Source organism: Dehalogenimonas alkenigignens, assembly GCF_001466665.1.
GTDB classification, from domain to species: Bacteria; Chloroflexota; Dehalococcoidia; order Dehalococcoidales; family Dehalococcoidaceae; genus Dehalogenimonas; species Dehalogenimonas alkenigignens.
Genome location: NZ_KQ758903.1, coordinates 1,608,417 through 1,632,998, shown reverse-complemented (window position 1 = coordinate 1,632,998; position 24,582 = coordinate 1,608,417). Strand labels below are relative to the sequence as shown.

General features: G+C 47.1%; 20 protein-coding genes, 1 other RNA gene and 1 pseudogene. 14 read left to right on the top strand and 8 right to left on the bottom strand.

Going from position 1 to position 24,582, the window contains the following annotated elements; translation table 11 throughout:
* Positions 1-250 precede the first annotated feature (250 nt).
* On the bottom strand, positions 251-1,705 hold the full coding sequence (locus DEALK_RS09855) for a reductive dehalogenase (RefSeq protein WP_083496427.1): 1,455 nt from the start codon (positions 1,703-1,705) through the stop codon (positions 251-253).
* 152 nt (positions 1,706-1,857) lie between these two features.
* On the opposite strand from DEALK_RS09855, the gene DEALK_RS10475 reads away from it, so the two are divergent.
* Positions 1,858-2,202: a hypothetical protein gene (locus DEALK_RS10475; RefSeq protein WP_244881599.1), complete on the top strand. Its 345-nt coding sequence runs from the start codon at positions 1,858-1,860 to the stop codon at positions 2,200-2,202.
* 251 nt (positions 2,203-2,453) lie between these two features.
* On the opposite strand, the gene DEALK_RS08500 is transcribed toward DEALK_RS10475, so the two are convergent.
* From DEALK_RS08500 to DEALK_RS08485, 4 genes are all read right to left on the bottom strand, one after another.
* Positions 2,454-3,302 carry a reductive dehalogenase domain-containing protein gene (locus DEALK_RS08500; RefSeq protein WP_058439798.1) on the bottom strand — a complete coding sequence of 283 codons (849 nt, stop codon included), beginning with the start codon at positions 3,300-3,302 and terminating at the stop codon, positions 2,454-2,456.
* 1,210 nt (positions 3,303-4,512) lie between these two features.
* The gene (locus tag DEALK_RS08495) at positions 4,513-5,205 is read right to left on the bottom strand and encodes a response regulator transcription factor (protein ID WP_058439797.1); all 693 of its coding nucleotides are present in this window, start codon (positions 5,203-5,205) and stop codon (positions 4,513-4,515) included.
* The gene (locus DEALK_RS08490; protein WP_065128746.1) at positions 5,180-6,973 is read right to left on the bottom strand and encodes a PAS domain-containing sensor histidine kinase; all 1,794 of its coding nucleotides are present in this window, start codon (positions 6,971-6,973) and stop codon (positions 5,180-5,182) included. The genes DEALK_RS08495 and DEALK_RS08490 overlap by 26 nt, the downstream gene beginning before the upstream one ends.
* Positions 6,966-7,550 carry a hypothetical protein gene (locus DEALK_RS08485; protein ID WP_058439795.1) on the bottom strand — a complete coding sequence of 195 codons (585 nt, stop codon included), beginning with the start codon at positions 7,548-7,550 and terminating at the stop codon, positions 6,966-6,968. Before DEALK_RS08485 ends, DEALK_RS08490 begins: the two co-directional genes overlap by 8 nt.
* A 711-nt stretch (positions 7,551-8,261) precedes the next feature.
* Here DEALK_RS08485 and DEALK_RS08480 point away from each other — a divergent pair.
* From DEALK_RS08480 to DEALK_RS08470, 3 genes are all read left to right on the top strand, one after another.
* Positions 8,262-10,055 carry an adenosylcobalamin-dependent ribonucleoside-diphosphate reductase gene (locus tag DEALK_RS08480; RefSeq protein WP_058439794.1) on the top strand — a complete coding sequence of 598 codons (1,794 nt, stop codon included), beginning with the start codon at positions 8,262-8,264 and terminating at the stop codon, positions 10,053-10,055.
* A gap of 211 nt (positions 10,056-10,266) precedes the next feature.
* Positions 10,267-11,715 carry a reductive dehalogenase domain-containing protein gene (locus DEALK_RS08475; protein ID WP_058439793.1) on the top strand — a complete coding sequence of 483 codons (1,449 nt, stop codon included), beginning with the start codon at positions 10,267-10,269 and terminating at the stop codon, positions 11,713-11,715.
* 26 nt (positions 11,716-11,741) lie between these two features.
* Entirely contained in the window at positions 11,742-12,011 is a 270-nt protein-coding gene (locus DEALK_RS08470) for a hypothetical protein (protein ID WP_058439792.1), read from the top strand.
* 52 nt (positions 12,012-12,063) lie between these two features.
* Here the strand turns inward: DEALK_RS08470 and DEALK_RS08465 are convergent, their stop codons facing one another.
* On the bottom strand, positions 12,064-12,963 hold the full coding sequence (locus DEALK_RS08465; RefSeq protein ID WP_058439791.1) for a bile acid:sodium symporter: 900 nt from the start codon (positions 12,961-12,963) through the stop codon (positions 12,064-12,066).
* A gap of 280 nt (positions 12,964-13,243) precedes the next feature.
* Here DEALK_RS08465 and DEALK_RS08460 point away from each other — a divergent pair, with 280 nt between their 5' ends.
* The 7 genes and pseudogenes from DEALK_RS08460 to DEALK_RS10285 all read left to right on the top strand — a co-directional run.
* On the top strand, positions 13,244-14,299 hold the full coding sequence (locus DEALK_RS08460) for a hypothetical protein (protein WP_058439790.1): 1,056 nt from the start codon (positions 13,244-13,246) through the stop codon (positions 14,297-14,299).
* A gap of 68 nt (positions 14,300-14,367) precedes the next feature.
* Entirely contained in the window at positions 14,368-16,533 is a 2,166-nt protein-coding gene (locus tag DEALK_RS08455) for a DUF3631 domain-containing protein (protein WP_058439789.1), read from the top strand.
* A complete protein-coding gene (locus DEALK_RS08450) occupies positions 16,530-17,222 on the top strand; it encodes a Mom family adenine methylcarbamoylation protein (RefSeq protein ID WP_058439788.1) in 693 nt (230 codons plus the stop codon). The genes DEALK_RS08455 and DEALK_RS08450 overlap by 4 nt, the downstream gene beginning before the upstream one ends.
* Positions 17,219-17,851: a ParB N-terminal domain-containing protein gene (locus tag DEALK_RS08445; protein WP_058439787.1), complete on the top strand. Its 633-nt coding sequence runs from the start codon at positions 17,219-17,221 to the stop codon at positions 17,849-17,851. Before DEALK_RS08450 ends, DEALK_RS08445 begins: the two co-directional genes overlap by 4 nt.
* A gap of 244 nt (positions 17,852-18,095) precedes the next feature.
* Positions 18,096-18,506 carry a hypothetical protein gene (locus DEALK_RS08435; protein ID WP_058439786.1) on the top strand — a complete coding sequence of 137 codons (411 nt, stop codon included), beginning with the start codon at positions 18,096-18,098 and terminating at the stop codon, positions 18,504-18,506.
* Positions 18,507-18,510: 4 nt separating this feature from the next.
* Complete coding sequence (locus DEALK_RS08430; RefSeq protein WP_058439785.1) at positions 18,511-19,131, top strand: recombinase family protein; 621 nt, start codon at positions 18,511-18,513, stop codon at positions 19,129-19,131.
* Positions 19,132-19,309: 178 nt separating this feature from the next.
* Positions 19,310-20,395 (top strand): annotated as a pseudogene (locus DEALK_RS10285) (recombinase family protein); the annotation flags it as partial.
* Positions 20,396-20,894: 499 nt separating this feature from the next.
* On the opposite strand, the gene ssrA reads toward DEALK_RS10285, so the two are convergent.
* Both ssrA and smpB read right to left on the bottom strand, forming a co-directional pair.
* Positions 20,895-21,247: a transfer-messenger RNA gene (ssrA, locus tag DEALK_RS09650) on the bottom strand.
* Positions 21,248-21,250: 3 nt separating this feature from the next.
* On the bottom strand, positions 21,251-21,709 hold the full coding sequence (gene smpB, locus DEALK_RS08415; protein WP_058439782.1) for an SsrA-binding protein SmpB: 459 nt from the start codon (positions 21,707-21,709) through the stop codon (positions 21,251-21,253).
* Positions 21,710-21,813: 104 nt separating this feature from the next.
* Between smpB and DEALK_RS08410 the strand changes: the two genes are divergently transcribed.
* The 3 genes from DEALK_RS08410 to DEALK_RS08400 are packed head-to-tail and all read left to right on the top strand — an operon-like array spanning position 21,814 to position 24,427.
* Positions 21,814-22,662 carry a glutaminyl-peptide cyclotransferase gene (locus tag DEALK_RS08410; protein ID WP_240608109.1) on the top strand — a complete coding sequence of 283 codons (849 nt, stop codon included), beginning with the start codon at positions 21,814-21,816 and terminating at the stop codon, positions 22,660-22,662.
* Positions 22,659-23,525: a Cof-type HAD-IIB family hydrolase gene (locus DEALK_RS08405; protein WP_058439781.1), complete on the top strand. Its 867-nt coding sequence runs from the start codon at positions 22,659-22,661 to the stop codon at positions 23,523-23,525. Before DEALK_RS08410 ends, DEALK_RS08405 begins: the two co-directional genes overlap by 4 nt.
* Complete coding sequence (locus tag DEALK_RS08400; RefSeq protein ID WP_058439780.1) at positions 23,525-24,427, top strand: radical SAM protein; 903 nt, start codon at positions 23,525-23,527, stop codon at positions 24,425-24,427. Before DEALK_RS08405 ends, DEALK_RS08400 begins: the two co-directional genes overlap by 1 nt.
* Positions 24,428-24,582 lie beyond the last annotated feature (155 nt).

Here is a 24,582-nt window from a genome sequence, read left to right as displayed (position 1 = left end):
GTTACTAATCCGTCACACTAGATTTGGATTTTTTTAGGGCTGACCTTAAACCAAAGGTCAGATACAGGAAGATAATCAATGGGATTCCTATAAGCAAGGAAAGTACCTTGACAGTGCCAGGCTGAGATTCTGCTAGGGTAGCAAATATTTCATGAGTCAAGAAAGATGCCAAAATCAGAGAAATTACCCCAAAAAGCCATTGATACCATTTGAAGTCAATATTTAATTTCATATTTAATTCTCTCTCTTTCTAAACAGCGGGTAGGTACTGGTGCCAATATTCAGCCCTGCCTTCATCTGAGATGATGTCACTGTAACCTGATAGCCTATCCATTTTTGTAAAGAAGGGGTTCATTACGGAGGTAGTGGAGACTACACCCTTAACCACTTCATGAATCCAGGCTTTATGCTCTTTGCTGAAGACACAGTGACTGGCACATCGACGACACACTCCAACCGGGCGAGAGGCAGGAGCGAAGCCTGTAATTGCATTAGAAAAATACCACTTTACGCATTCAATGGATTTATTAGGATATCCTTTATGGTCATTGGAAGCACTCCAGGGACCAGTTGCTCGATCCCAAGTTGGCTCTCTATACTCTTCTACTGTAGGAATTGCTCCGGCTGGGCAAACGTCGGCACATATCCCACAAGTTTTACAGAATTCTAAAGCTCCAAAGTCTATCGGTTTAGTAGTAGGTAGAGGCAAATCTGTGAAGAGAATACTGGCAAAATTACCGGTCTCACCTTCGGGTTGCGAGACCGCATTGTGAATTCGGTTGTATTCGCCTATGCCTGAGAGGATACCCCAAACATTCGTCGGAGTCCCTGTGAATTTGCTAGTTGTTTCATCTTCAAACCAATAGGACTGGTAGCCTAAACCCCAAAGGAAGTTTTGGAGCTTATGACCATACTCGCATTTCTCCATGTTTGATACAAAGGCTTGAGGACTATTGACAGTACGACGATAGTTATTGGGATCTCGGGGACTTCTATCATAAATTATGATGGCATATTTGCACTTCTCGGGCATGACAAATGTTCCATTAGTATCATACTTATAATCTGAATTGTTTTCCAATCTCACATGAGTATTAAAAAGGGGTTTACGCGGTCCGACGCTGTTATCATCCACTCTTGCATAGCCAATTGCCCCTGCACCAAATTGCCGCAGGAAAGTTCGAATCATGAATGCGTTTTCCGTTTCGGAGCCTTCCCACTTCGGTACACCTAAGGTTTCATGAGTAACTTTTATTGTTCGAAAACCTTCAGGTGGATATTTTAGATATCCTGTTTGTCCTCTATCCAGTGAAGCCCAAGCTCCAATTTGATCACGCAATGTAAAACCTGGCCGGTTGTTTTTAGCTCCTTCAATAGCATTGTTCTGTTGAGAAGCCAGGATGGCAGCAGTCTCTTCTTTAGTAACATATATGGAATCTAATACTCCAGACCACGGATTAGGCCCGGCGTAAGGGGTGCGCAGTTTCAAGTCGATTTCTACTGTAGGAATGTCAACCTCTTTAACCCACCAAGGACGTTTTTGCATGGATGTAGTGGAGTTAAAAGTTTCGGCAGCACCTATGCCCGTCATTTCGTCTAGATCATGGAAAAGTGGAGCGGTTGCACCCATGCTAGCTATGGCTGCAGAACCTAAACCTATAGATTTCATAAAATCTCGGCGACTCATTGTGGAATGCGATTTCATATTACCTCTTTTATGTTTTGATTTTTGTTGGTTCCTTGACTCTGTGACCCTTGTTTACTAGAATGAACACAGGGAGGCGACAAGACACTGTTGTAAGACGCAGTACTTTTCCTTCCTTAACTGACGGCTCTGCCAGGAGCCGTCAGTCCGTTTTGGGCGAATTGCTGTTCTATATCATTTCTATTGTGAAATGTATTGAATCACCTCCTCTTTCCCAACGTTATGGTTTATCTATTTCCGGTGGATTAAGGATCGACATCATTCCAAATTCCGGCATGTCAATTTCCCAAAAATGTCGGGTATTCTCTCGATCTATCCTCAACGGTACGGTGTTAGGCAACGCTTTGAGGCGGTTATCAAGCATTTTGGCTTTTGTAAATGGACAAGAATACACGCAGTTCATGCAATGCCCCATCAATCTTGGCCGGAATCCAGTTGCAATATGGTTGACGATGAATTCCATGCATTTAAAAGAATTATTCTTGTATCCTTTGTGATCATTGGATGCGTTCCAAGGTCCTGTGTTAATTTCCCAACTCGGTAATTTGTTTTTGTCAATCGCGCCAGATGGGCAGGCGACTGCGCATCTCAGGCAATTTTCACAGTATTTCAGGATCCCCATATCAATCGGTTTGCTCGGCGCTAAAGGCAAGTCCGTGAGAATACTAAACGTTCCAGACAAACATTCGTTGCCAAAAGCCGGTGTGATAGGTGGTCCGTGGGTTCGGTTATATTCTCCAATGCCGGTTCATATTTCTAGAGGAGGAAGGGGTGATCTTATTTCGAATCCCAGGTACCCAATTCCATGCAAGAAATTCATCATTTTTGCCAAATGTAATACCTTGTCCGTTGAATCTTGCCCAGCCGTTGCCAGTGTAGTGAAGTTACCGAATCTCTTATAGATACTCTTCATTTGTGGAACAAGGACGATCAAATATCTACAGTTACGGGGGTAGCAGATTGTATTCAGTCCTTGAAGCTTATAATCTTCGATTCCGTCCTCAAATTTTACAGCCATTTCGGAGTAAAATAAGTTTGTCACAGGACCTAATCTGGTGTCACTTAGGTCGAGAAACCCTACGTAAGAACAGCCGGTGGCTTTCGCCACCGTTCGGATCATCTTGGCATTATCTTCCGGTGTGCCTTCCCAACGTGGTACCCCATAATCTTTTGGAGACGGGATTGAACGAAATCCTCCGACTGGAGAAGGCAGGTCGTAATAATAATCGGAGATTAGGGTCTTAACGAGAGAGATATCACGTAAAGAGTTCCCTGGCAATTGGCGTACAATACCATCTCTTTCACGGAGTTTGCTATTGCTGATGATCTCAGCTTCCATTTTGGGATTATCTAGATATCTGAAAAACGCATTAATATCATATACGTTGGCTGACTGAGGGTAAGGGCTGTGTAGTTTCAAATCAATTTCTACAGTAGGGACGTCAGTTTCTTTAACAAACCATGGCTTATTTAACTCCGAAGCATTCAACATCTCATCTAAATCGCGAAATTCGTTAGCCTCTCCTTGGCCTTTCTGGGACGAAGAAAGGCTCTGCATGAGATCCTTGTTACTGATCGGAGAATGATATTTATCCATATTGACCCCTTAGCGAGCTAAAACTAGGAACCTCCATATATGTCATCAGTATGGCCAGGTTGTATCCTGATTTTGATTTCAACCCCAAGTGCGTTCGCGACTCTTTCGATAAATCCCAATGTGGGGGAATTCATCATACGTTCTATATAATATAGGAAGAATCCTATATTGTCAATACCCTTGTGGATAAATAGATCGAGGTTGATCTTTCACTTGAACTTATAACACCAACTAGATGGTTATTTAGTGTAACAGGCTAACAGCATTTGGGACTGTTATTAAATCCTGGGCTTATCGGAGAGTTAGACATCTGGAACCGATTGGGGTGGCTAAATGTGAGAGGGGATGAACGGGTTTAATGAAACGTCAGTCTGTGACTTGAGTTACTGCCCTCGGACATACCTCGGGATGGAATTGTGTTTAAAAATGCACGTGTGAGGTGATTTAATGATCAATCTCAAGAGCTGCCCTAGATGTCGTACCGGTGACTTGTTTGATGGTAGTGATGAGTATGGTTGTTATTCAGCCTGTATACAGTGTGGTTATATGGGTTATTCCGGCAAAACCATCTCGATAGAAGTAGCTAAGGCTGAACAGTTGAGACGCCGAGGCAGGCGTTATTGATCAAAGTGATAACTAACAAGGTTAAGAAAGGAGACAGCCAAAGGCTGTCTCCTTTCTAATATAGTATGAATCGGTCAGACTCTGCCTGAAACACGTTATATCCTGGAGTGGTTAAGAAACGAAAAGACCGAGGGCAGAATGCTCCCGGTCTGTTGTTAGCTTCGTCCTCCTCAGAGAGTCGGACTCTCCCGGAAACACGAAAAATCCTAATTTGGCTCTTCACAGAACAGACAGAGAGTATCTCGTTCTATATCTGTTGTTACCTTCCACCTCGGAAAAACACCCTATTTTTTATGGCAGATTGCACTTAACTTAGCCAAAAACTAAAATTGAGACAATTCTCGAAGTGAGACAACTCGATGAAAATTGTACCGGTTGACGAAGTACCCAAGACTGCTCCAAGTATGCGTGGAGCGAAAGGCATCTGCAAATAAATTCCGGTCGGTGCTGAGCTAAGTTTCTCCGAACTTCACCACCCCTTACGCGATTCCAAACTCGAGCAGGGTAAATGTTTGGCTGGTGAAGAGAGAAGGGTGTCGATAAAAGAATTTTTATAACTGGCGATTATCGAAGTCGTATAAGGACATTAGGTGAAATTACGTGATAGAGGGATAGTGTATCCTATGCCCCTGCGACTGACAATAATTTTGGGGTTATTGGGATCATCTTCAATTTTTTTCCGTAAACGGCATATATAATTTTTAATATTTTCTGAGGAACCTGGAATGAATTCACCCCAAATCATTTCAGCAAGCTCAACCTTGGTTATGATCTTTCCCGCCTTTTTTAGCAGGTGGTACAACAACCTACCTTCCGTAGAGGTCAGTTCCCGCTTGATATTCCCAATGTAAACCTCATTGATGGAAGAACCATAGTGGATATTGTTGCATGATATCGTGAGATCCTCTTCAAAAAAAGAACGTTTTTTCATCGCAGATTTTAGTCTTGCTATCAATTCCATTTGTCTAAAAGGTTTGATGAGATAGTCATCCGCATTCATCTCGAAAGCTTTAATCAATGATATCTCTTCATCTCGCACTGTAATTACAATTACCGGGATACTCGTAAAGGCACGTATTTGTTTTAATACCTCATATCCGTCGATATCTGGGAGACCAAGATCAAGAAGAATTGAATCAGGCATATGTCTCTCAACCAATTCAATCCCCTTTTTACCATAAGGGGTTGAAAATAAAGCGACATCCGGCCAAACTAACCTTAATACTAGTGAGACCGTATCGATAATTTGCTGGTCATCCTCGATAATTAATACTTTCACACGTAGCCTTTTGAGCATTGGGTGTAACCATGACTGGAAGGGTAAAATAAAATGCACAGCCACCGCTTTGATTATTAACCACCCAAATCTTTCCCTCATGGAGCTCGACAATCTTTTTAGAAAGTGCGAGTCCTATTCCGAGACCACTGAGTTTATTTGTACATTTATATGGAATAAAAAGATCCGGTTGTCTTTCCTCAGGAATGCCTGGTCCATCATCTTGTACCATTACAGCCAACTTTTCATTCAACATACTGGTACTCAAGGTGATAGTTGTTCGTTCACCAGAATATTTGATGGCATTATCGATAAGATTCATCAAGACCTGTTTTATTCGTTTGCTATCTGCCATTGCAAAGGGAATAGTTTTATCTAGTCTTTGTAATAGACGCTGGTTATTATTCTTAGCCCGCAGTGCAAAAGAGTGCACTATTTCTGAGATCAAATCATTTATACTAAAAGGCGAACAATCTACCCTCAATATACCGACTTCACCTCGAGCTAAATCAAGGATTTCATCAATCCTGCCACTCAAATCGGTGGCTCCTTTATTGATACACTCAATTAACGGAAGCCATTGTTTCTCGCAAATATTATTGGCAAGTGTATCGCTTGCCAGTAATATTGGAGTTAGAGGGGTTTTCAATTCATGGACCAAAGCCCGAGTGAATTCTACACGCTTATCAATTTCATTCTGTAACGCTGACTTTGCTGCAGCCTCCTGTTCATACAGGTGTTTTAAATTAAGTTCCACGCTTTTCCAGTGTGAAATATCTTCTAGCTTTCCTTCAAAACGGTTACTGACACTGCCATCATCATTATACCGGGGATATATATGTTCTTTGATCCATATAATTTCTCCATCTTTTCTTTTTGCTCTGTATTCAATCGATAGTGGATACTGCATGCCTTTGGAGATACAATTAGAAACGAATGTGTATCTTTGCGAGATAAGTTGTGTTTGAGTATCACTATCGAAGTAATAATAGTGTTCAGGATCATTGATAAAGTATTTCATAAATTCCGAAGGGGTAAAACCCAATAGTTGGGTAACTTTTGGACTAATAAAAGTAATATATTTAGAATAGATATCATATTGGAATCCAATATCGCATATTTCACTTGGCATAGTTTTGTCTATTTTCTGTGATTTGGGAGATGTTTTTACGACAAAACTGTCAAGAGCTAATTTATGCGCATCATTGATTCCCTGCTGAATCAAAGCTTTAAAATGCGTTAAGTTACACTCAACAACTTGAGGAGGAGTATCAAAGGCTTGTGCGAAAGAGTAAACTTCAGAATCACGTGGTTTCTCAGGTTCAAACCTACAAGCTGTAATTTTTTGTGTGTTACAGCCTTTTACTAGGTTGAAGCTTGGGTTAAGAGATCCGTAAGCAATAAAGGTTTCGCCACGCCATTCGTTACAAACTGCAGTCCTTAGAAGCCAACTTCCCTCATTGACATATTCTCGGAAAGTATTAATACCTAATAGCATTTCCCAACAATTATCGCCTGGGATTTTAACAACATGATCTTTATATTCATCAAATATTGCAGGTAAATCCTTGTGGCAATATCCATAAGCCACAAGCGAGACCCGATTTTCGATAGCTGCTTGATCGAAGACATGTCGGAGTAAAGTTGGGGATACCTTGAACAGACAGGCTGGTACTAAAGGGTATATTTTGAATCCATCGTTATTCAGTAACACAGATTTAACATGCTTAAGTATGAATGAACAAGATATGATACCGATTTTATTATTCATTGACTTGAATCTCCAATAAATCAACTAAGTTGAATAAATCTAATGGGAACACCACTCCCGGTAGTAGGTGCTTCATTTCCGGTTTTAGGTTAAATGCCACTCCACCGGCGTAATAAGTGGTCTTAAGTGATAGTAAGTCTTTTATGCCAGCACTAACCATTTCGATAAAATGAAACAGCGAAAAACTAAATATGACAGCTAATGGGGCGTTTGAGGAGATTGTCTTGATCAACAAGCCTAGATCGGTTGGAGAGGTGATATTAATCAGCCTAACATCAAACAGTCTTACTTTTAAAAATACTTTACTCAGCAAGGCCCCCATTGTGATGATCGGCGAGAAAGAACATATAAATACTGGCTGTGCATTGCGATACGTTTGGATAACTTTATCTACACTTTTATCAATCGAATTCATTATTGAAAATAGTTGAGATGGCAACATCTCATCGTTTTGCCATGCAGACAGAGCCTTATCTAATAACGACATTAACTCAGTGCGATCATACGAGTGGACCTCTTCAAGAAGGGCTTGGAATTGTCTATTGTATGGAGTATTAGACTGAGCAATCTCTAGCATACATTCATTCTACAACCTTAACGATATTAACCCAGTACCAATATGTACCAATAAGGTAAATATCGGTAATTTCCATCGGATACAAAGGTAAAAGACAATCTCGGAGGACGAAACGCATTCTCCGTTTATATCCAGATTGAGTAGGCGATCAACATCTGGAATATGCCGCTAACCCTGGTAATACAATATCACAAGGTGCCCATGGTTACCACTACTAACCGCTTAACTTATTCAATTCATTAAGAGGTACTACATAAAGGACAGCATTCCAATTCACAATTACCAATACTACTCGGGTATAACGAATTTACTCTAAGACACTAATGTATTACCCCTAATTACTATCCCGGTATCGCACGTAACCGTCGGGAATACATTCACTATGTAATATTGTGTTGTCTAGACAATAGGTGGTTATAAAAGGAGGCAGTGTATTGATCGAATTCATTATAACTTCTGCCATTCTTGTCGTTTGCGCTTTTGGGGCGCAACTTATCAACAATTCTGATGCATCAGTTGGGTAGCGATGGTGCCGTCTCTTTCAAGGAAGTCGTTCTTTGGCAAGCCTCATGGTGGGGGAAACCAGGGCCGCCGGGTTGTTGCGACCAGCCCGGCCTAACAGGCTGTGAAACCCCTCCCGTGGGCTCCCTGGGTGTAATCGGGGTTCACTGTGGGGCTTGCCTCAATATAAAACCCATTTAAGGAGAGTAAATGGTCCTTGAAATAACCAGAGAAATTGAATCAGCCCTCACCCCCAACGCTCTCCGAGTGCTGGAGAAACGTTATCTTAGGCGTGATCGCAATGGCCGGATCACTGAGACACCGGAGCAAATGTTCCGCCGCGTCGCCCGATTTGTCGCCCAAGCCGAGAAACAATATCGCCCGGAAGTTGAAGTCGATACCATCGCCGATGAATTCTACCGGGCTATGGCTTCTCTTGAATTCCTGCCCAACTCCCCCACCCTTCTTAACGCCGGCACCGAGACTGGGCAGCTTTCATCGTGCTTCGTGCTCCCGGTGCCAGATTCCTTGGAAGAGACCTTCGATGCTGTGAAATATACTGCAATGATCCATAAAAGCGGTGGGGGCATCGGCTTCAACGTGTCGCATATTAGACCCACGGGCAGCGCCGTCGGTGAACACTTTGATGCCGCCGGTGGTCCGGTGGCTCTAATCCACGTCTTTGCCGGAGCTGCGGACTACATCCGCCAAGGCGGAGTCAGGCGTGGCTGCAACTCGGTTGTTATGAGCGTATCCCATCCCGATATTCTCCATTTCATCAATGCCAAGAGCAACCCGAGCCTTCTAACCAATTTCTATAATTCTGTTTCGGTAACCGATGACTTCATGGATAAAGTCAGATCCGGCGACGATTACTGCCTCATCGACCCCAACACCGGTCGAGCCGTCGGTAGTCTCAATGCCTCTGCCGTGTTTAAGCGTATCGTCGACCAGGCCTGGAGCACCGGCGACCCCGGTCTCGTCTTTATAGACCGCATCAACCGCGATAATCCCACGCCCAGCTTGGGCCGGTTAGAAACAATCACCGGCTGTGGAGAGCAGGCTTTACTCCCCTACGAGTCCTGCAACCTCGGCTCCATCAATCTCGCCGCCATGCTTAAAGAGAAGGGTGGCACCCTCTCCATTGATTTTAATAAGTTGGCGCGGTTGATCCCGATCGCTGTCCGCTTCTTGGATAACGTCATCGACGTCAACAAGTTCCCTGTCCCGGTGATCGAACGCACAACCAGACTAACAAGGAAGATCGGCCTTGGCGTCATGGGCTTTGCCGATATGCTCATCCAGCTGGGTGTATCTTACAACTCGACCAAAGCTATCACAATGGCTGAGGAAATAATGGAGTTTATCTCCGAACGCGCCAAGGAAGCCTCTTACAACCTCGCTCTCGAAAGGGGGGTCTTCCCCGCCTGGTCCGGTAGTATCTATGAAAAACGCGGCCTCCCCATGAGGAACGCCTCCTGCACTACCATCGCCCCGACCGGAACCATCTCCATTATCGCCGGGGTCTCGTCAGGCATCGAACCTATCTTCGCCGCGGTTTTTGTGAGAAACATCCTCGATGGCGAAAATCTCCTCGAGATCAACCCTTATTTTGAACGAATCGCCCGGGAGCGCGGCTTTTACTCCCGTGAGCTTATAGAGCAACTAGTGACCTCTAACCACCTGCACAGCCGGAAAGAAGTGCCGGAAGACGTTCGGAAAATCTTTGTTACCGCCCACCGTGTTTCGCCTGAATGGCATGTCCGTATCCAGGCGGCGTTCCAGCGGCATATCGATAATGCCGTAAGTAAGACGGTGAACTTCCCCAAGAGTGCCAGCCGTGAAGATATCGCCCGGGTCTTTATGATGGCCTGGGAGTGGGGTCTGAAGGGAATTACGGTATATCGGGACAGGAGCCGTCAATCACAACCCCTATGTATTAACGAAATAGGTAAGTATTTAATAGAAGACTTATTTAACCAAAGTCAAACAAGCGAGAGGTGAAATCAAATGGAAGTCACAAAAGCGAAACTGAAGATACCATTTATAAAATAACACTACAACCAAACGAAAAGTAGGAGTTATTTAAACATGGGTGGTTGAAGTGTTCCTTATGCGAAAGGAGGAAAGAGTTTTTTGATAAACAATTGATCTTCGGAAAGTCATAAGAAATGGACAACAGAGACCGAAAAATTGTATTGAAAGGAATTATGTTATGCTCGTCAAACACAAATTGAATGAAAAAGAGAGAGGTTATAGTCGTAGAGACTTCTTGAAGATTACGGGTGGGTCAGGTATCGGTTTCGCTTCCTTGGCTGCCGTAGCTGCAATTAAAGAACTGCCAGGAACTAATGAAGGAATGCTCTTCAATAGCCGTCTTAAAGATCCCTATTTGCCCCAGTATCCAACCGAATATCCTTGGTGGGTCAAAGAGATAGATGACACTGCGAATTCGCTGGGTACAACTGAAATAGTACCTAATGAGCTTGCTTTGGGATCAACAAAAGTGAACGGTCAATACCAACCCTTTACCGACGGGCGACAAGACGGTTTTCAGGCTGTAGGTAATGCTGCAACGAATCAAGACTGGTCCGGGGAATGGGGTAAAATTGCGCAGGAGGCGGTTACCTCTCGTAATGAATGGATAGCCAACATGACACCAGAGGAATTGCAAGACTACCGTTTCGGGACAGCGATAGTCCAAGCCTCGGATCATTGGCATGTTAACACCGCAGAGAAGAATTGGATTAAACTCCCAATTAATGCGGCGAAGGTTGAAATTTCTGCCGAAGAGATGACTGTGAAGTTAAAAGGTGTGGCGCACTGGTTTGGTGTAGATCAAATTCGTGTCTGTGCAATTGACGATAAAATGAAACCGTTTCTTTACAAAGTTGCTGCAACTTCAGGCACCTTACGTGGTTACCGTCCCAAAGGTTGGATAGATCCTGGCAGACCTGTGGCTTGGCCCTATCCCTACAAATATGCAATTGTAATGGGCATTTTCACAAGTTTACCAACCCACCGTGCTGGGGTGGGCCCCCTTGCCAATGCATCAACAGCAACAACTTGCAGTGATCAAGATGTCTATTCCAAATACATGGAGTCTACTATCCGAGGCTTGGGTTACGACGCCTATGGCATGATCATTGCAGATGAGGATTGTTGTGAGACTCCTTTTGCAATTAGAGCGGGGTTAGCTGAGGCTGGGCGATCCGGTCTAGCTATTGCACCTTGGGGTGCTGGATTACGGACTATAGTTGTTGCAACGAACGCACCACTCGTCCCTGACAAGCCGATAAATTTTGGTTTGCGAGAATTTTGCAAAGTATGCGGTCGGTGCTCAGCCAATTGCGTATCACAAGTTATCGGAAAAGATCCAGAACCATCTTTGATTAACGGTGCCTATAAGTGGGAATATGATGGGTTTCAATGTATGAAACAAAGAACGGCATTCGGCTGTCAATTCTGTGTCAGTGTCTGTCCATGGAGTTCACCAAACACTCCAACTCACGATATTGGTCGCGTATTAGCTAGTATACCGATGCTTGCTCCGATGATGGTCAAGGTGGCAGATATTACTTATGGTAAGTATCCTAGGGGTGAAAATGCCGACAAATGGCAACCTTGGCACACACCTGCGGACTGGGCACCCTGGCGAACTTAGTTAAACAAAAATTGAAAGGAAAGTATATGAGCCTGATAGTATTTTTAGGGGGAATCGTCTTTACAGTTCTGGTAGGTTTAATGCTTTTGGCAAATAGAAAATATCATGTATTTTGGTGGCATCACATTCTCGTTGCAATAGCAGCAGCATTAACAGCGATTGGAGTTGTGATTACGTTTGATTTGGCAGTTGAAAGAGCCCAAGGGGCATGGATTGTAGGTCTTATTTTTGGAGCAGGGGCTGCCATAATCGCAGTTCCGACTGTGCGTTCATTGCTACAAAACAAAAGAGCATAAGCTTCATCTAAGATAAAGGTCCTCTTGCGATTAGGGCGCAGAGGACCTTTATCTATTTTTCGAAAATCTTGGTTTCAATCCCAATGTTCTTATGAAAACGTATCGAAAGGAATAAATAGTAAAGAAAACCTACGATTAAAGCAGCAATCGCAGGTACGGAAGCTTTTGGGCCCAATATTACGTATGCGATGGTACTCGCTCCAGCCCATTTTTTCATTGAACCAAGAAGCATATAACTGATGGCAGTTGGCGTTGGAATTATTAATAACCTACTAGTACGATAAATCAATTCCCCAAGAAGAAATATTGTGGCCGCAGCAACGATAAACGCAATTAAAAGGTTGTTTGAGTACGTAGTAAGTAATTCATGATTTAATCCTACTAGGGTAAAACAAACGATGGCAATACACCAATTTATGATATGGCCGTTATATGGTTGTATAAGTCTAGATTGTTTTATATTTCTGATAATACGTGACAATATGAGCGGTAAAACGACAATTTGAAATATTACATTGAATAGATCTACTCCCCAATAGGTGCTACCAAGAAAAACATATATTAATAACGGTAAGATCAAGATGGATAAGAAATAACACGCAATAGCACTTAAAAATGAGAAGGATACATCGCCCTTGATGTTATACGTGCAAGGTGTGATTAAAAGTGATGGGGGAGCACCAGCTAAAACGACTAAACCAGCAATTAAATACTTATCATCCGTAAATAGGTGACCCAATATGATATTGAGGCCACCTAACAGAATAAAATTGAGCAACAAACCCATACTGGTCGCTTTGAGTATCTTTCTAGGTAGTAGCAGATCTTTAGTTATATCGATATGACTTAAAGACAAAGACATGGCAATGATGAGTGAAGGGATGATCCAACTTTCGGTGAGTTGAGCCAACGGCGCCATATTGAGGCCAGCGAATATGGCAAAAATGAGCATAAAATTATGCTGGTGAACTAGTATTTTTAAAATAGACTTGAGTATCATGATTGTGAGTTATATCTAGTTAGAGCGTTCACTGGCCAAAAGAACGTTCTCTAAGATCCTCCTGAAAGAATTACCAGGTATCGATTTTTCATCAATATGAAGGCTCTTGGATTCCCTGAAAATGGACCTGAAAGAAGTCCTTTTGGTTCGGTTCATTATAAGAGCCGGTTAGCTTCACCGCAAGGCATCCCCTTTTTGGAGCGGGATGAGTTTTTCCGTATAATCTCGCTTCATGGACCACCTAACCTTTGAAAACGCAAACAAACTCGAATGGTCAAACGATTTACTCGATTTTGTCATTGCCATGTCCTTATTACAGGAATTGTTCGAGGAACGGCCTGAAGCTCTTGTTTTCAGGAGTTCGAGGATCGAACTGAGGCAAGAGTATTTACCCGTGTTCACCGAAATTTACGAAAAAACCTCAACGCTGAGACGCTCGTTACGCATGAATATGTTTGGGGTATCGAGAGGCCGATCAACACGAATCTTCTCAAATGTTGTTGCGGTAGCCTCGCCTGTCGATATTTATGACCTGGCGGTGTCATCGGCGCCCTACATGCCTGAAGCTGAAGAATTCTGCAAAGACAAAGATGTCATCGATGTCTTCGAGAAATTCGAAGAGTTCCGTGAAAAGTATAACGAAAGGTACTCTCAAAAGGCTCTAGGTAGCATTTTACCGCTTAAGCGATTATCCGATAGCGTTAACGACTCGTTGGTACCTGAGGTTAGAAATCGGTTCTACGAGATTGTGCAACCGCATGTCGAATCGATCTTGCGTTACCTCAGGAAATCGATTCATTTGCATTATCGAGCAGGTCTGAAATGCTGGTGGGCACCTCTATTTCAAATCAATCTGGATATGGTCGAAGCATCTAGGCCGTTTGCCAACGTTAAGCGTCCAAGGGCAACGATCGATGGTGTCCTTGGCACGTTGTTCAGCGGACAAATAAAACGGTTGTATTCAGATTCGAGCGTACCTAGAGAAAAGAAAAGAGTCTATCGCGAGTATTTTCTTGCATCGATGCGACGTCAAGATACCCGTGAAAAATTGGGAGCAGATGATTACAAGAATTTCTGTGAAACGATGTCGCAGTGGGGTTATAGACGCTCAATGCACTGGGATCGGGCGACTTTCGATTGCCTTTTTGATCGAATATTCCTTGGCGACTCAGTAATCGCAGCAGCCCAGAGAGAAGGAATTGGGGAATCAGCAGCGCAAGAAAACACGGCTAGAATTGCGAAAATCCTGTCGATCACTCTACCCAGATCAGGCAGGGTTATGCGGTGATAGGTGGCTTTTTCTAAAAATCGAAAATCGCCGTGCTGAGTTCCTTGTATACGCCTATCGTTTAGGGCGTGGCAGTCACTCATCAGAACGACATTTTAATTAAAATACTTTCTCGGTTGGAGAAAGTATCCAAACCCGATAAAAACGGTTGGTACACAGCTCTCTGCCCTTTTCACGATGATCGGAATCACCCCAATCTTCGCTTCAATGAACGAGGCTTCAAGTGCCTGGCTTGTAGTGAAAAGGGTAATCTAAAGAAGCTTGCTTCTAAGCTAGGGATTGAAATTGATTCAAATCCCGAGAAATCCGTTGAAGTTGCCAATTACGATTACCTAGATGAATCTGGCAAAGTTCTTTTCCAGGTCGTCCGTTATCAGCCGAAGGGTTTCAGACAGCGCCGTCCTGATGGCAGGGGCGGTTGGATCTATAACTTGGAGGGCGTCCGGCGGGTACTTTTCCGCCTCCCTGAACTTATCTCAACACCTCTCGAAACGACGGTTTACGTGGCCGAAGGAGAGAAGGGCGTTCTTTCCCTGGTCGGTCAGGGGTTTGTTGCCACCTGCTCGCCAATGGGGGCAGGTAAATGGCGCGATGAATTTGTACCTTTCTTTAAGAATCGAGCCGTCGTCATACTACCCGACAACGACGATCCTGGCAGAGCCCATGCCGAGCAGGTAGCCAAGTCACTTATTACCGTTGCCCGATCGGTCAAAGTTGTTGCCCTGCCGGGACTTGGCCACAAAGAAGACGTCTATGACTGGCTCGGTTCAGGCCACAATCGGGCGGAGCTTGAAGCCCTGGTGGAGAGTTCGCCACGATGGGAGCTACCCAAACCTGTTGACTTGAACCAGCTGATCATCGACGTCTCAGGTTTTATCAGGCGTTTTGTCGTTTTGCCTGAACATTATTTACTTGCCATCTCGCTCTGGGTAATCCATAGTCATGCCTTCGATCATTTCGACACGACCCCGTATCTATCGATTACCTCGCCAGAAAAGAGGTCGGGTAAGACCAGGTTACTGGAAGTCCTGGAACTGCTGGTGGCTAAGCCTTGGTTCACGGGGAGGGTAACACCGGCGGTATTAGCCCGTAAGATCGATGCCGAATCTCCGACGCTTCTGCTCGATGAATCGGACGCTGCCTTCAGCGGTCCCGAAGAATATTCAGAGACGCTTCGCGGAATCCTGAACACCGGTTACCGTCGTGGTGGTAAGGCATCGATCTGCACAGGACAGGGTGCCAATATCGGTTATAAAGACCTGTCGACCTACTGTCCGAAAGCCATCGCCGGGATTGGTAACTTGCCTGATACCGTAGCTGACCGAAGCATTCTAATAATCCTGAAGAGGCGCATGCCCGATGAGACAGTCGAACGATTCCGCCGCCGTACCCATGAACCTGAAGCGACAGCGCTCAAGGGGCGCATTGCCACGGCAGCAAGCAGCCTTGAGGTAACAGTCCCTGCTTTGCCTGAAGAACTTAATGATCGAGCCGCTGACTGCTGGGAACCTCTTCTGGCCATAGCTGATGCGGCAGGCAGGGATTGTTTTGAAAAAGCCCGACAAGCCGCTATCGCTCTTATGGTCAAAGACAATTACCAAAACGATTCGATGGGCGTGCAACTCCTAACAGATCTCAAACAAATTTTCAGTACCCAAACCTACATGTTCACGGCTGACATGATAGAAGGTCTGTTGAGTCTGGATGAATCGCCATGGAACGATCTGCGGGGCAAGCCGATAAATGGTAAGAAAATGGCCTCGCTTTTAAAGAGTTATGGGATCCGCAGCCAGTCGATCAGGGAAGGAAACCAGACGCCGAAGGGGTATTATCGGGCTGATTTTGATGATGCATGGAAGCGTTATTTGCCTCATACAGTGCGTCAATCCGCAACATCCGCAACACCCAGCTTTGACTCGAACGTCCAAAATGGGCCTTTTCGATCCGCAACAGAAGCCCAAAAATCCGAAAATGTTGCGGATTGTGTCCAAAGCTGCGCCAATCGTAATGTTGCGGATGTTGCGGATCAAAACCCCCTAAGAGGGGTTCCGGGTGAAATTGAGCCACAAAATGAGTCCGAAGTATTGGATCAGTGGAGGGATTTGAGCATCCCTGAGTGGCGACGGATTCTCAAGGTCAGCATATCGTCTGGCGACAAAGGGCGTGAAAGGTATGCCCGGTGGATGCTCAGGGAAGTCCTCCACGATCCAGAGTATGAGGAGCTAGGTTCATGAGCGCCGCGAGTGTAATGGTCAGCACGTCATCCAGCCAGGATGAAAGACGCGGTCCGATCCCGACGGCGGCGCTCCAATCCATTCTGGTTAAGCCCATACCCTTCGTTGCTGCCAAGTCGATCTTGGTCAGAAACCACTACCTTCACTCGATGCCTGGTGGCACGCAGCTAGCTTTCGGCGTGCTTCAAGGCAACAGGCTTCTTGGGGCAATTACATTTGGTTCTGGACCGGCACACGCTTATCGCCTGGTCCAGGGTGCGAATCCCGAAGACTGTATGACCCTTTCTCGCTTATGGCTTTCGGATGAACTGCCTTCCAACTCGGAATCACGAGTGATCAGTATTGCTCTGAGGGCTCTCAAGAAGCACACAAAAACTAAATTCATTGTTAGCTACGCCGATCCAGGCCAGGGTCATCTTGGAACTATCTACCAGGCGACTGGGTGGATCTACACCGGATTGTCTGAGGCTATGCCGATGTTTGACCTGGGTGACGGACGAGTGAGGCACTCCCGGAGCCTCAGTCACACCCTGGGATCGCACTCGATCAAGTATCTTGAGGAGCAAGGCATCGAAGTCAGGGTAGTGCCACAAACCCGAAAGCATCGCTATATCTATTTTCTAGATCCAAGTTTGAAAACCCAACTGACCGTAAACCCTCAACCCTACCCCAAAAAGGAGACGAAATGAAAATCATCACCCTGCCTCTGACCGTTTTGGTGGAAGCACCTTGGAACCCGAATCAGATGGACGAAGCTGGATTCGAACGCCTGAAAAACAGCCTCACCCGATACGGTCTAGTTGAGCCTCTGGTGGTGAGGCCAATACAAAGCCTATACGAAGTCCTGTCTGGAAATCAGCGGCTGAAGGTGATCAAGGACATCGGGATCGAGCTGGTTCCTTGCGTCGTTGTTGACCTGAAAGATGCCGAAGCCATGCTTTTGGCACAGGCACTCAATGGTCTTAGGGGCCAAGACGACCTTGCTCTGAAGGGTGCTCTTCTTAAAGAGATTCTCTCGTCCATTCCCGAAAGTGAAGTGTTATCTGTTCTTCCGGAAACTTCACAAAGCCTTTCGACTCTTTCCACCATCAGTGAAGGCACTCTAGCTGAGCATCTTGAGGCCTGGGAGCAGGCGCAAGCCGCCAGGCTTTCTCATATGCAGCTGCAATTCACTCGGCCTCAACTCGAAACAGTGCAGGAGGCTCTTGCGAGGATTCTTCCTGTGGCAAAGGACTCAAGCAAAGACAATCCCAATACCCGCGGCACTGCAATGTATCTGCTGTGTAAATTCTTTCTAGAGAGGTATCAACCAGAATGAACACTGTGAATTGCCTGATCTGTGGCAGTCCTTTATCAATCAGGACCGCTAAAGGAAGGGAATCGAACAAACCGTTCATCATGCTGATTTGTCCGAAAGACGGCAGACATTTCAGGGCTTTCATCTCCGACCAGAACTACATCAAGAAGGTTTTGGAGGAAAAGGGTACGGGTACGAAGGGTACGGGTAGCGACTCCACCGCCGATATATGTACCAAACAGAGTACAGGGGAAGGAGAAACCAGATGAATTACGATGAACTCAAAGAGTGTGTTCATAAGGCATCGCACCTGATCTCAGTTAAAAACTGTCTGGCAGTCGTGGTTACCGCCCACCTTCTAGCCTCTGAAGGCACAACTCGGGCTACCGCCAAAGAGATATCCGACCGAATACTTGAAGAGTTCGGCCTCGAAATCCCTGCAACTAATATCGGTCAAGTCTTCGCTGCCTTTGAGATATCTTCAAAGACAACCCATGGCAAGGCAAGGTTTGTCCTCGAAGCGGATCAGTTAAAGGACATGAGTGACAACATCGCTGCTTATTGTGAGGAAGAAGCCGACAAGCTGGAAGTCTCAATTGCAGCTTACAGGAAGATCGATACGAAGGTGCATGCCCTTATCGATACCCTGAAGCAGGAGATCCAGTCCAAAGGATAAAAGCATGAGAGTCGCGATTTACGCCAGAGTATCGACCTCGGACAAGGATCAAGACCTTGCCACCCAACTCATGCCTTTAAGAGAGTTCGTAAAGTCGCAGAGTTGGCAGACTTACAATGAATACTCAGATCAAGTGTCTGCCACCGATATTGTCCATAGGACCTCCTGGCGCGAACTTCTTAGTGACGCCAGTAAGCGGCGTTTTGACTTGATCCTTGTCTGGAGAATGGACCGGGCTTTCCGGTCAGTGCTTGATGCCGCGACTACCCTCGAAAGGCTGAAGACCTGGGGAGTCGGTCTTCGTTCTTACACCGAGCCCTGGCTGGACACCACCTCGCCTTTTGGTGAAGTCCTTTATTACATCACTGTCGCTTATGCCCAAATGGAGAGGTCGATCTTGAGAGAAAGGGTTAAGGCCGGCATGGACCGTGCCCGGAAACAGGGGATGCAGATAGGGCGACCAAGGGTAACCGACAGGCGAGGTTTCAATCAGACTTATGGAGCAGTTTTGGAGCGCCTCAAAGCTGGAGAGTTATCAAGACGCCAGGCAGCGAGAGAGCTCCGCATCGGTTATGCCACTTTCAAGCGGTTACTCGACGCTGACAAGGGCAGGGAGACCAACTAGATGGATCCCAAGGAGATGCCCGATAAGTCGTTGACGGGTATACCCCTTCGCTATACAATCCCCGCCACTTTTGAAGGTGGAGAGTTAGACGACATAATGTTACAGCACTTCTTCAACACCATCGCTGAAGTCGCTCTGTCCGTCGCTTCAAGAGGAAACTCGATAAGAGAGGTTTCCCATGACTGAAGCTAAACGAGCAGTCACCTACATCCGGGTATCGGATGTGTCCCAGGTTCAGGGGCATTCACTCACTGCTCAAGAGAGGCTCTTCCGGGAACTTTGTCAGAACAGGGGCTGGCAACCGGTCGGCGTCTACCGGGAAGAAGGCAAGAGCGCTCATGTCGACGCCATCGCCAAACGTCCGGTCTTCAGGCAGCTGCTGGAAGATGCCTCAAAACATCAATTTGACGTCATCGTGATCCATACTCTTGATCGCTGGTCCCGGAATATGAAGGTAACCATCGAGTCCTTATCGATTTTGGCCAAACATCACGTCGGGCTCGTCTCCATTACCGAGAGTATCGACTATTCAACGCCTGAAGGCATGCTTTCGATGCACATGCTGGGAGCCTTCAATCAGTTCTTCTCATCATCGCTAGCCAAGCATGTGAAGAAAGGGCAGGAGCAGCGGATTTACGAGGGCAAGCATCACGGGGCAATCCCTTTCGGATACCAGTCCTGCTGGGATAGTTCCAAGGGAGAGAAGGTCAAACAGTGTGATCCTGAGCATTCTGGCGGTATTCACATCCACCCAACCGAAGGACCAGCAGTAACCGAACTATTCAGGCGCTACGCCTCAGGCACCGGCACCCTAAGCAGCCTTGCTGGGTGGCTTAATGCTGAGGGTTTCCGCACCCGGAACACCAAGGCCTCACCCGACGCCATTGGCAACCTTGTAGCAGGTCCCAGGCTCTTCACAACGGCATCCATCAGAGGAATCCTCCACAATCCCTTCTTTACCGGACAAGTCGTGTATCAGGGTAAGGCTCTACCCGGCGCTCACCAGCCCCTGATCAGCAAAGAGGTCTTTATTGCCGTCCAAGATTTGCTCAAGAAGAACTCAGGGAGGTCCGAGACGCTTTCGTCTCATCCTGAAAGGGAATACTTGCTCAAAGGTCTGGTGAGATGCGCTTACTGCGGCATGCCGATGTGGGCTCAGACTTACACCAGTGGCAATTCATATTATCGGGAGCACAAAGCCACCAGGAGTATCGAGGATTGTCGGGGTCATGGTGGTGCCATAACATGTTCTACTATTGACAATCAGGTGAGAGAGTTAGTTTCGGCTATCGAACTCGGACCGAAATGGTTGGAAGAAGTGCTGTCAATAATCAGTCTTAAAGATGATGTTGAGCGGATCAAAAAGGAACGCGACGAGGTCAAAGCAAGACTCCTTCGACTAGGCAGGGCATATGTCGATAACGTCATGCCCGAAGAAGAGTACAAGCGGCAGAAGAGATTGCTTGAACTCAGCCTTGAATCATTGGTGGTGCCTGACTACAACGCCGCAGAAGCTGCCGGTAAACTTATCCTGGATCTTCCCAAGTTATGGGCTTCGGCAACGCTTTCTGAGCAAAGGAAGATACTCCTCACCATACTGGACGCAGTCTACATCGACGCCAAAGCTGGGAAGAGGGTGATCGCAGTGATGCCTAAACCACCTTTCAGACCTATCTTCCAGGTAGCTTCAGCGAAGAAGGATTCTAAGATCCACATAATAAACGAGCCTCTGGGAGCTTCTCCCAAAGGCTCGGCTGTGTTTCTGGTGGAGACGGGGGAGAGTCGAACTCCCCGTCCAATGGAGACTGCCCGGAATGTGCTACAGGTTTAGCCGGATCTTTGTTCTTGCCCTTTGAGCTTCAACCGGCGGAATCTCGCCGGGCAAGCCGATTAGTCTTTCGCCTCCCATGTCGGCGTCAGGTCAGCGGCACCCCAACTGTCGGCACCCGATTCGCTCCCGTCGGGGTAAGGAGCGGCGGATGCGCTGGCTTTATTTAGCCGGCGAGAACGAGTTCACGTTCGCCAATTGTGTTTTGCCACCAGGATTAGTGAGCTTAGCGGCAAGCTCAACCTGCAATTCCGTAACTAACCTCCACTGTCGAAACCACGCGTCCCCAGGTCATGCGAGCCGATTTTTCAGAATGCGGCCCAGTTCGCGATCGCTCTCTCTTTTCTCGATGACCTCGCGTTTGTCATAGAGCTTTTTACCTTTGCCGACCGCGACTTCCACTTTAGCGACATTTCCTTTAATGTAGATTTTGGTCGGCACCAGGGTCAGGCCTTTTTCCTTGATGCGCCCGAGCATGGTACGCATCTCCTTCTTATGGACCAGAAGCTTGCGGCTCCGCGTCGGTTCATGGCTCATGTAGGAACCAGCCTCATAACGAGCAATATGGGCATTCAGGAGCCACATCTCGCCGTTTTCCGGCTTGACATAGGCGTCGCCCAAGTTAACTCGGCCGCCGCGGAGTGATTTGATCTCCGTACCGGTCAGGACGAGCCCGGCTTCCATCGGGTCGCTGATATAGTAGTTGTGGTACGCCTTTTGGTTGGTAGCGACGACCTTAATCTCGCCCATGCAAATATTATACCATAGTAGGTCAGACCTGGCCGTGGACGAGTGATGTCTTATTCGCCGGTTTTACCTTAACGCTGGTATGATTAGGCATAGGCGATAAATCGGTGACAGATCGAACAGTGATAACCCAACACGTAAAGCGTTTAACGGTCGCGGCGTGCCTCATCATCTCATTTACCATCGCGCCTGCAGCCTGCAACAACGACGGATTGCAAACCATCACGACGACAACAGCGACGCCTGCCGTCCAGACGGCTACCCATTACACTTACCGCATCGTTAACAGTTATCCCCATGACCGTACCGCCTTCACCCAGGGATTGGTTTACTTCAATGGATTCCTCTACGAAAGCACGGGTCTGAACGGTCAGTCATCAATTCGTAAGGTGGAGCTGGCGACGGGTATGGTGATGCAATCAAAGACGCTGCCCCAACAGTATTTTGGGGAGGGGCTGACGATGTGGCAGGACACTCTCATTCAGCTCACCTGGCAATCAGGCATCGGCTTTGTTTATGACCGTGAAACGTTTGATCTGGAGAGTGATTTCAATTACGTCACCGAGGGCTGGGGCCTGGCCAATGACGGCAGCCGCATCATCATGAGCGATGGCACAGCCAATCTTTACTTCCTTGATCCGGTTACCTTACAGCGGACGAGTCAGATAGAGGTCAAAGACGGGACGACGCCAGTAGTAAGGCTTAATGAATTGGAGTTTATCGACGGCAAAATCTATGCCAATGTATGGCAGACTGACCGCATCGCTATCATTGATCCGGCCAGCGGCCGGGTCGAAAGTTGGATAGACCTTACCGGGCTTCTGACACCAGCCCAGGCAGCCGGCATTTATGTAGATGTTCTAAATGGAATTGCTTATGATGCGGCGCAGAAGCGATTGTTTGTCACCGGCAAACTTTGGCCATTAATATTTGAGATCCAGCTGGTGGCCGGATGAGCTGTAAAGCCCAAGGATCCCCGTTAACAAATCGCCAGATCAAGCTTGTTGTCGTTGACCTCGATGGGACCCTGATAAACTCCAGAGGGCAAATTTCCAGCGCCGATAAAACAGTGATCGCGGCCGCAAAGTCTGGTGGCATCGCAATAGCCTTATCCACAGGCCGCGTTGTCGACGCCTGCCGCCAATACATAGCCGATCTTAGCCTGGACGGAGCGCATATTTTCTTCGACGGAGCTTTGATTTATAACCCAACTCAGAATACAACAATTGCCTTGCAACCGATTGATCCGGGATTACTTGCCGCCGCGGTGCGTTTTGCCCGCGCCAACAGCATTTACCTGGAACTCTATGCGCTTGACAGGTATTTTGTCGAGGAGATCAACTGGGCAGACGCGATTCATCGGGAATTTTTCGGACTCAGAAGCACGCATGTGAATTTCGACGAGATTATCGGCCGTGAACTTATCATCAAATGCGAATTGATGATTCATAATCAGGATGAGGAATTGAAGGCCAGGCTATTCCTGGACCATTTTACCGGTTCGCTGCGCGGATCGGTTGCCCGAACACCGGCCTACCCAAACGTCAAGTTTATCAATGTCGTAAATCCGGCGGTTTCTAAAGGAACTGCGCTGGTGAAATTGGCGGCATACCTGAACCTTGATCTCGATCAGGTCATGGCGATAGGCGATGGCATTAACGATTTGTCTTTGCTTGGAACGGCGGGTCTGGCTGTGGCCATGGGTAATGCTTCGGATGAGCTAAAAGCCTGTGCCGACTTTGTCACTTCAAGCGTTGATTTGTCGGGAGTTGCACTGGCTATTTCCCGTTTTGTTCTGTCCCGGGACGGAGAAACGTGATGTTAAACGGAATCCATTTTCTGCTGACCTACCGTTGTACGTCAGCGTGCGAACATTGTTTCGTCTTCGGGAGCCCGGAAGCTGAAGGCACATTCAGTGTCGCCCAGTTGAGGGCGGCGTTCGAACAAATCGCCGAGGTTGAATCCATCGAAAATGTCTATTTTGAGGGCGGCGAGCCGTTTCTGTATTATCCACTCCTGCTCGAAGGAATGAAATTGGCTAAAGGTCGGAAGCTCTCGGCGGGTATCGTCTCCAACGCATACTGGGCGACCGATCCGGAGTCGGCTGAGCTCTGGCTAAAGCCGCTCATAGACCTCGGGCTGTCTGATCTGGGACTTTCTGACGACGCCTTCCATACATCGGAGGGCAAACCCAGCCCGGCGCAACACGCCGTTGCGGCGGCGCAAAAACTCGGGCTCAATGCCTATACCATGTGCATCGAGAAGCCCACGGTCAAGATTTCGGACAGCGCCAGGAAGAAGGGCGAACCGATCATCGGCGGCGGGGTGAGGTTCCGCGGGCGGGCGGCGGAATGTCTTTTGGGCGATTTACCGCGAAAGGACTCGAAGAGTTTCAGGGAATGTCCCGATGAAGACCTCAAAAACCCGTCGCGCGTCCATGTCGATGCCTTCGGCAATGTCCACCTGTGTCAGGGGCTCTTGATGGGCAACATGTGGCAGACGCCACTTTCCGAACTGGTCAAGAACTTCAAAGGCAAGGCACACCAGATCGCCGGACCGCTGATCGAGGGCGGTCCGGCGGGCCTGGCGGCACGCTACGGGCTGGAACTGGCGGCTGGACACGTTGATGCCTGCCACCTGTGCTACGAAGCCAGGAAGAAATTGAAGGGCAGGTTTCCGGAGTACCTGGGACCGGCGGCAGTGTACGGGGAATCGTGCTGATTAAGGTGTTACCTAGCCCCTAGTGTCATCATCCCCGGGTGGCAGGATAAAAGTGAACTAGGTCAGCGCCGCGATTATCAACAGTGACCCAAGCAGGTTTTTCGACTGGTCAGTAGGTCACGGGAACCTACCCCAGGCCGCCCTGACCTGGACAG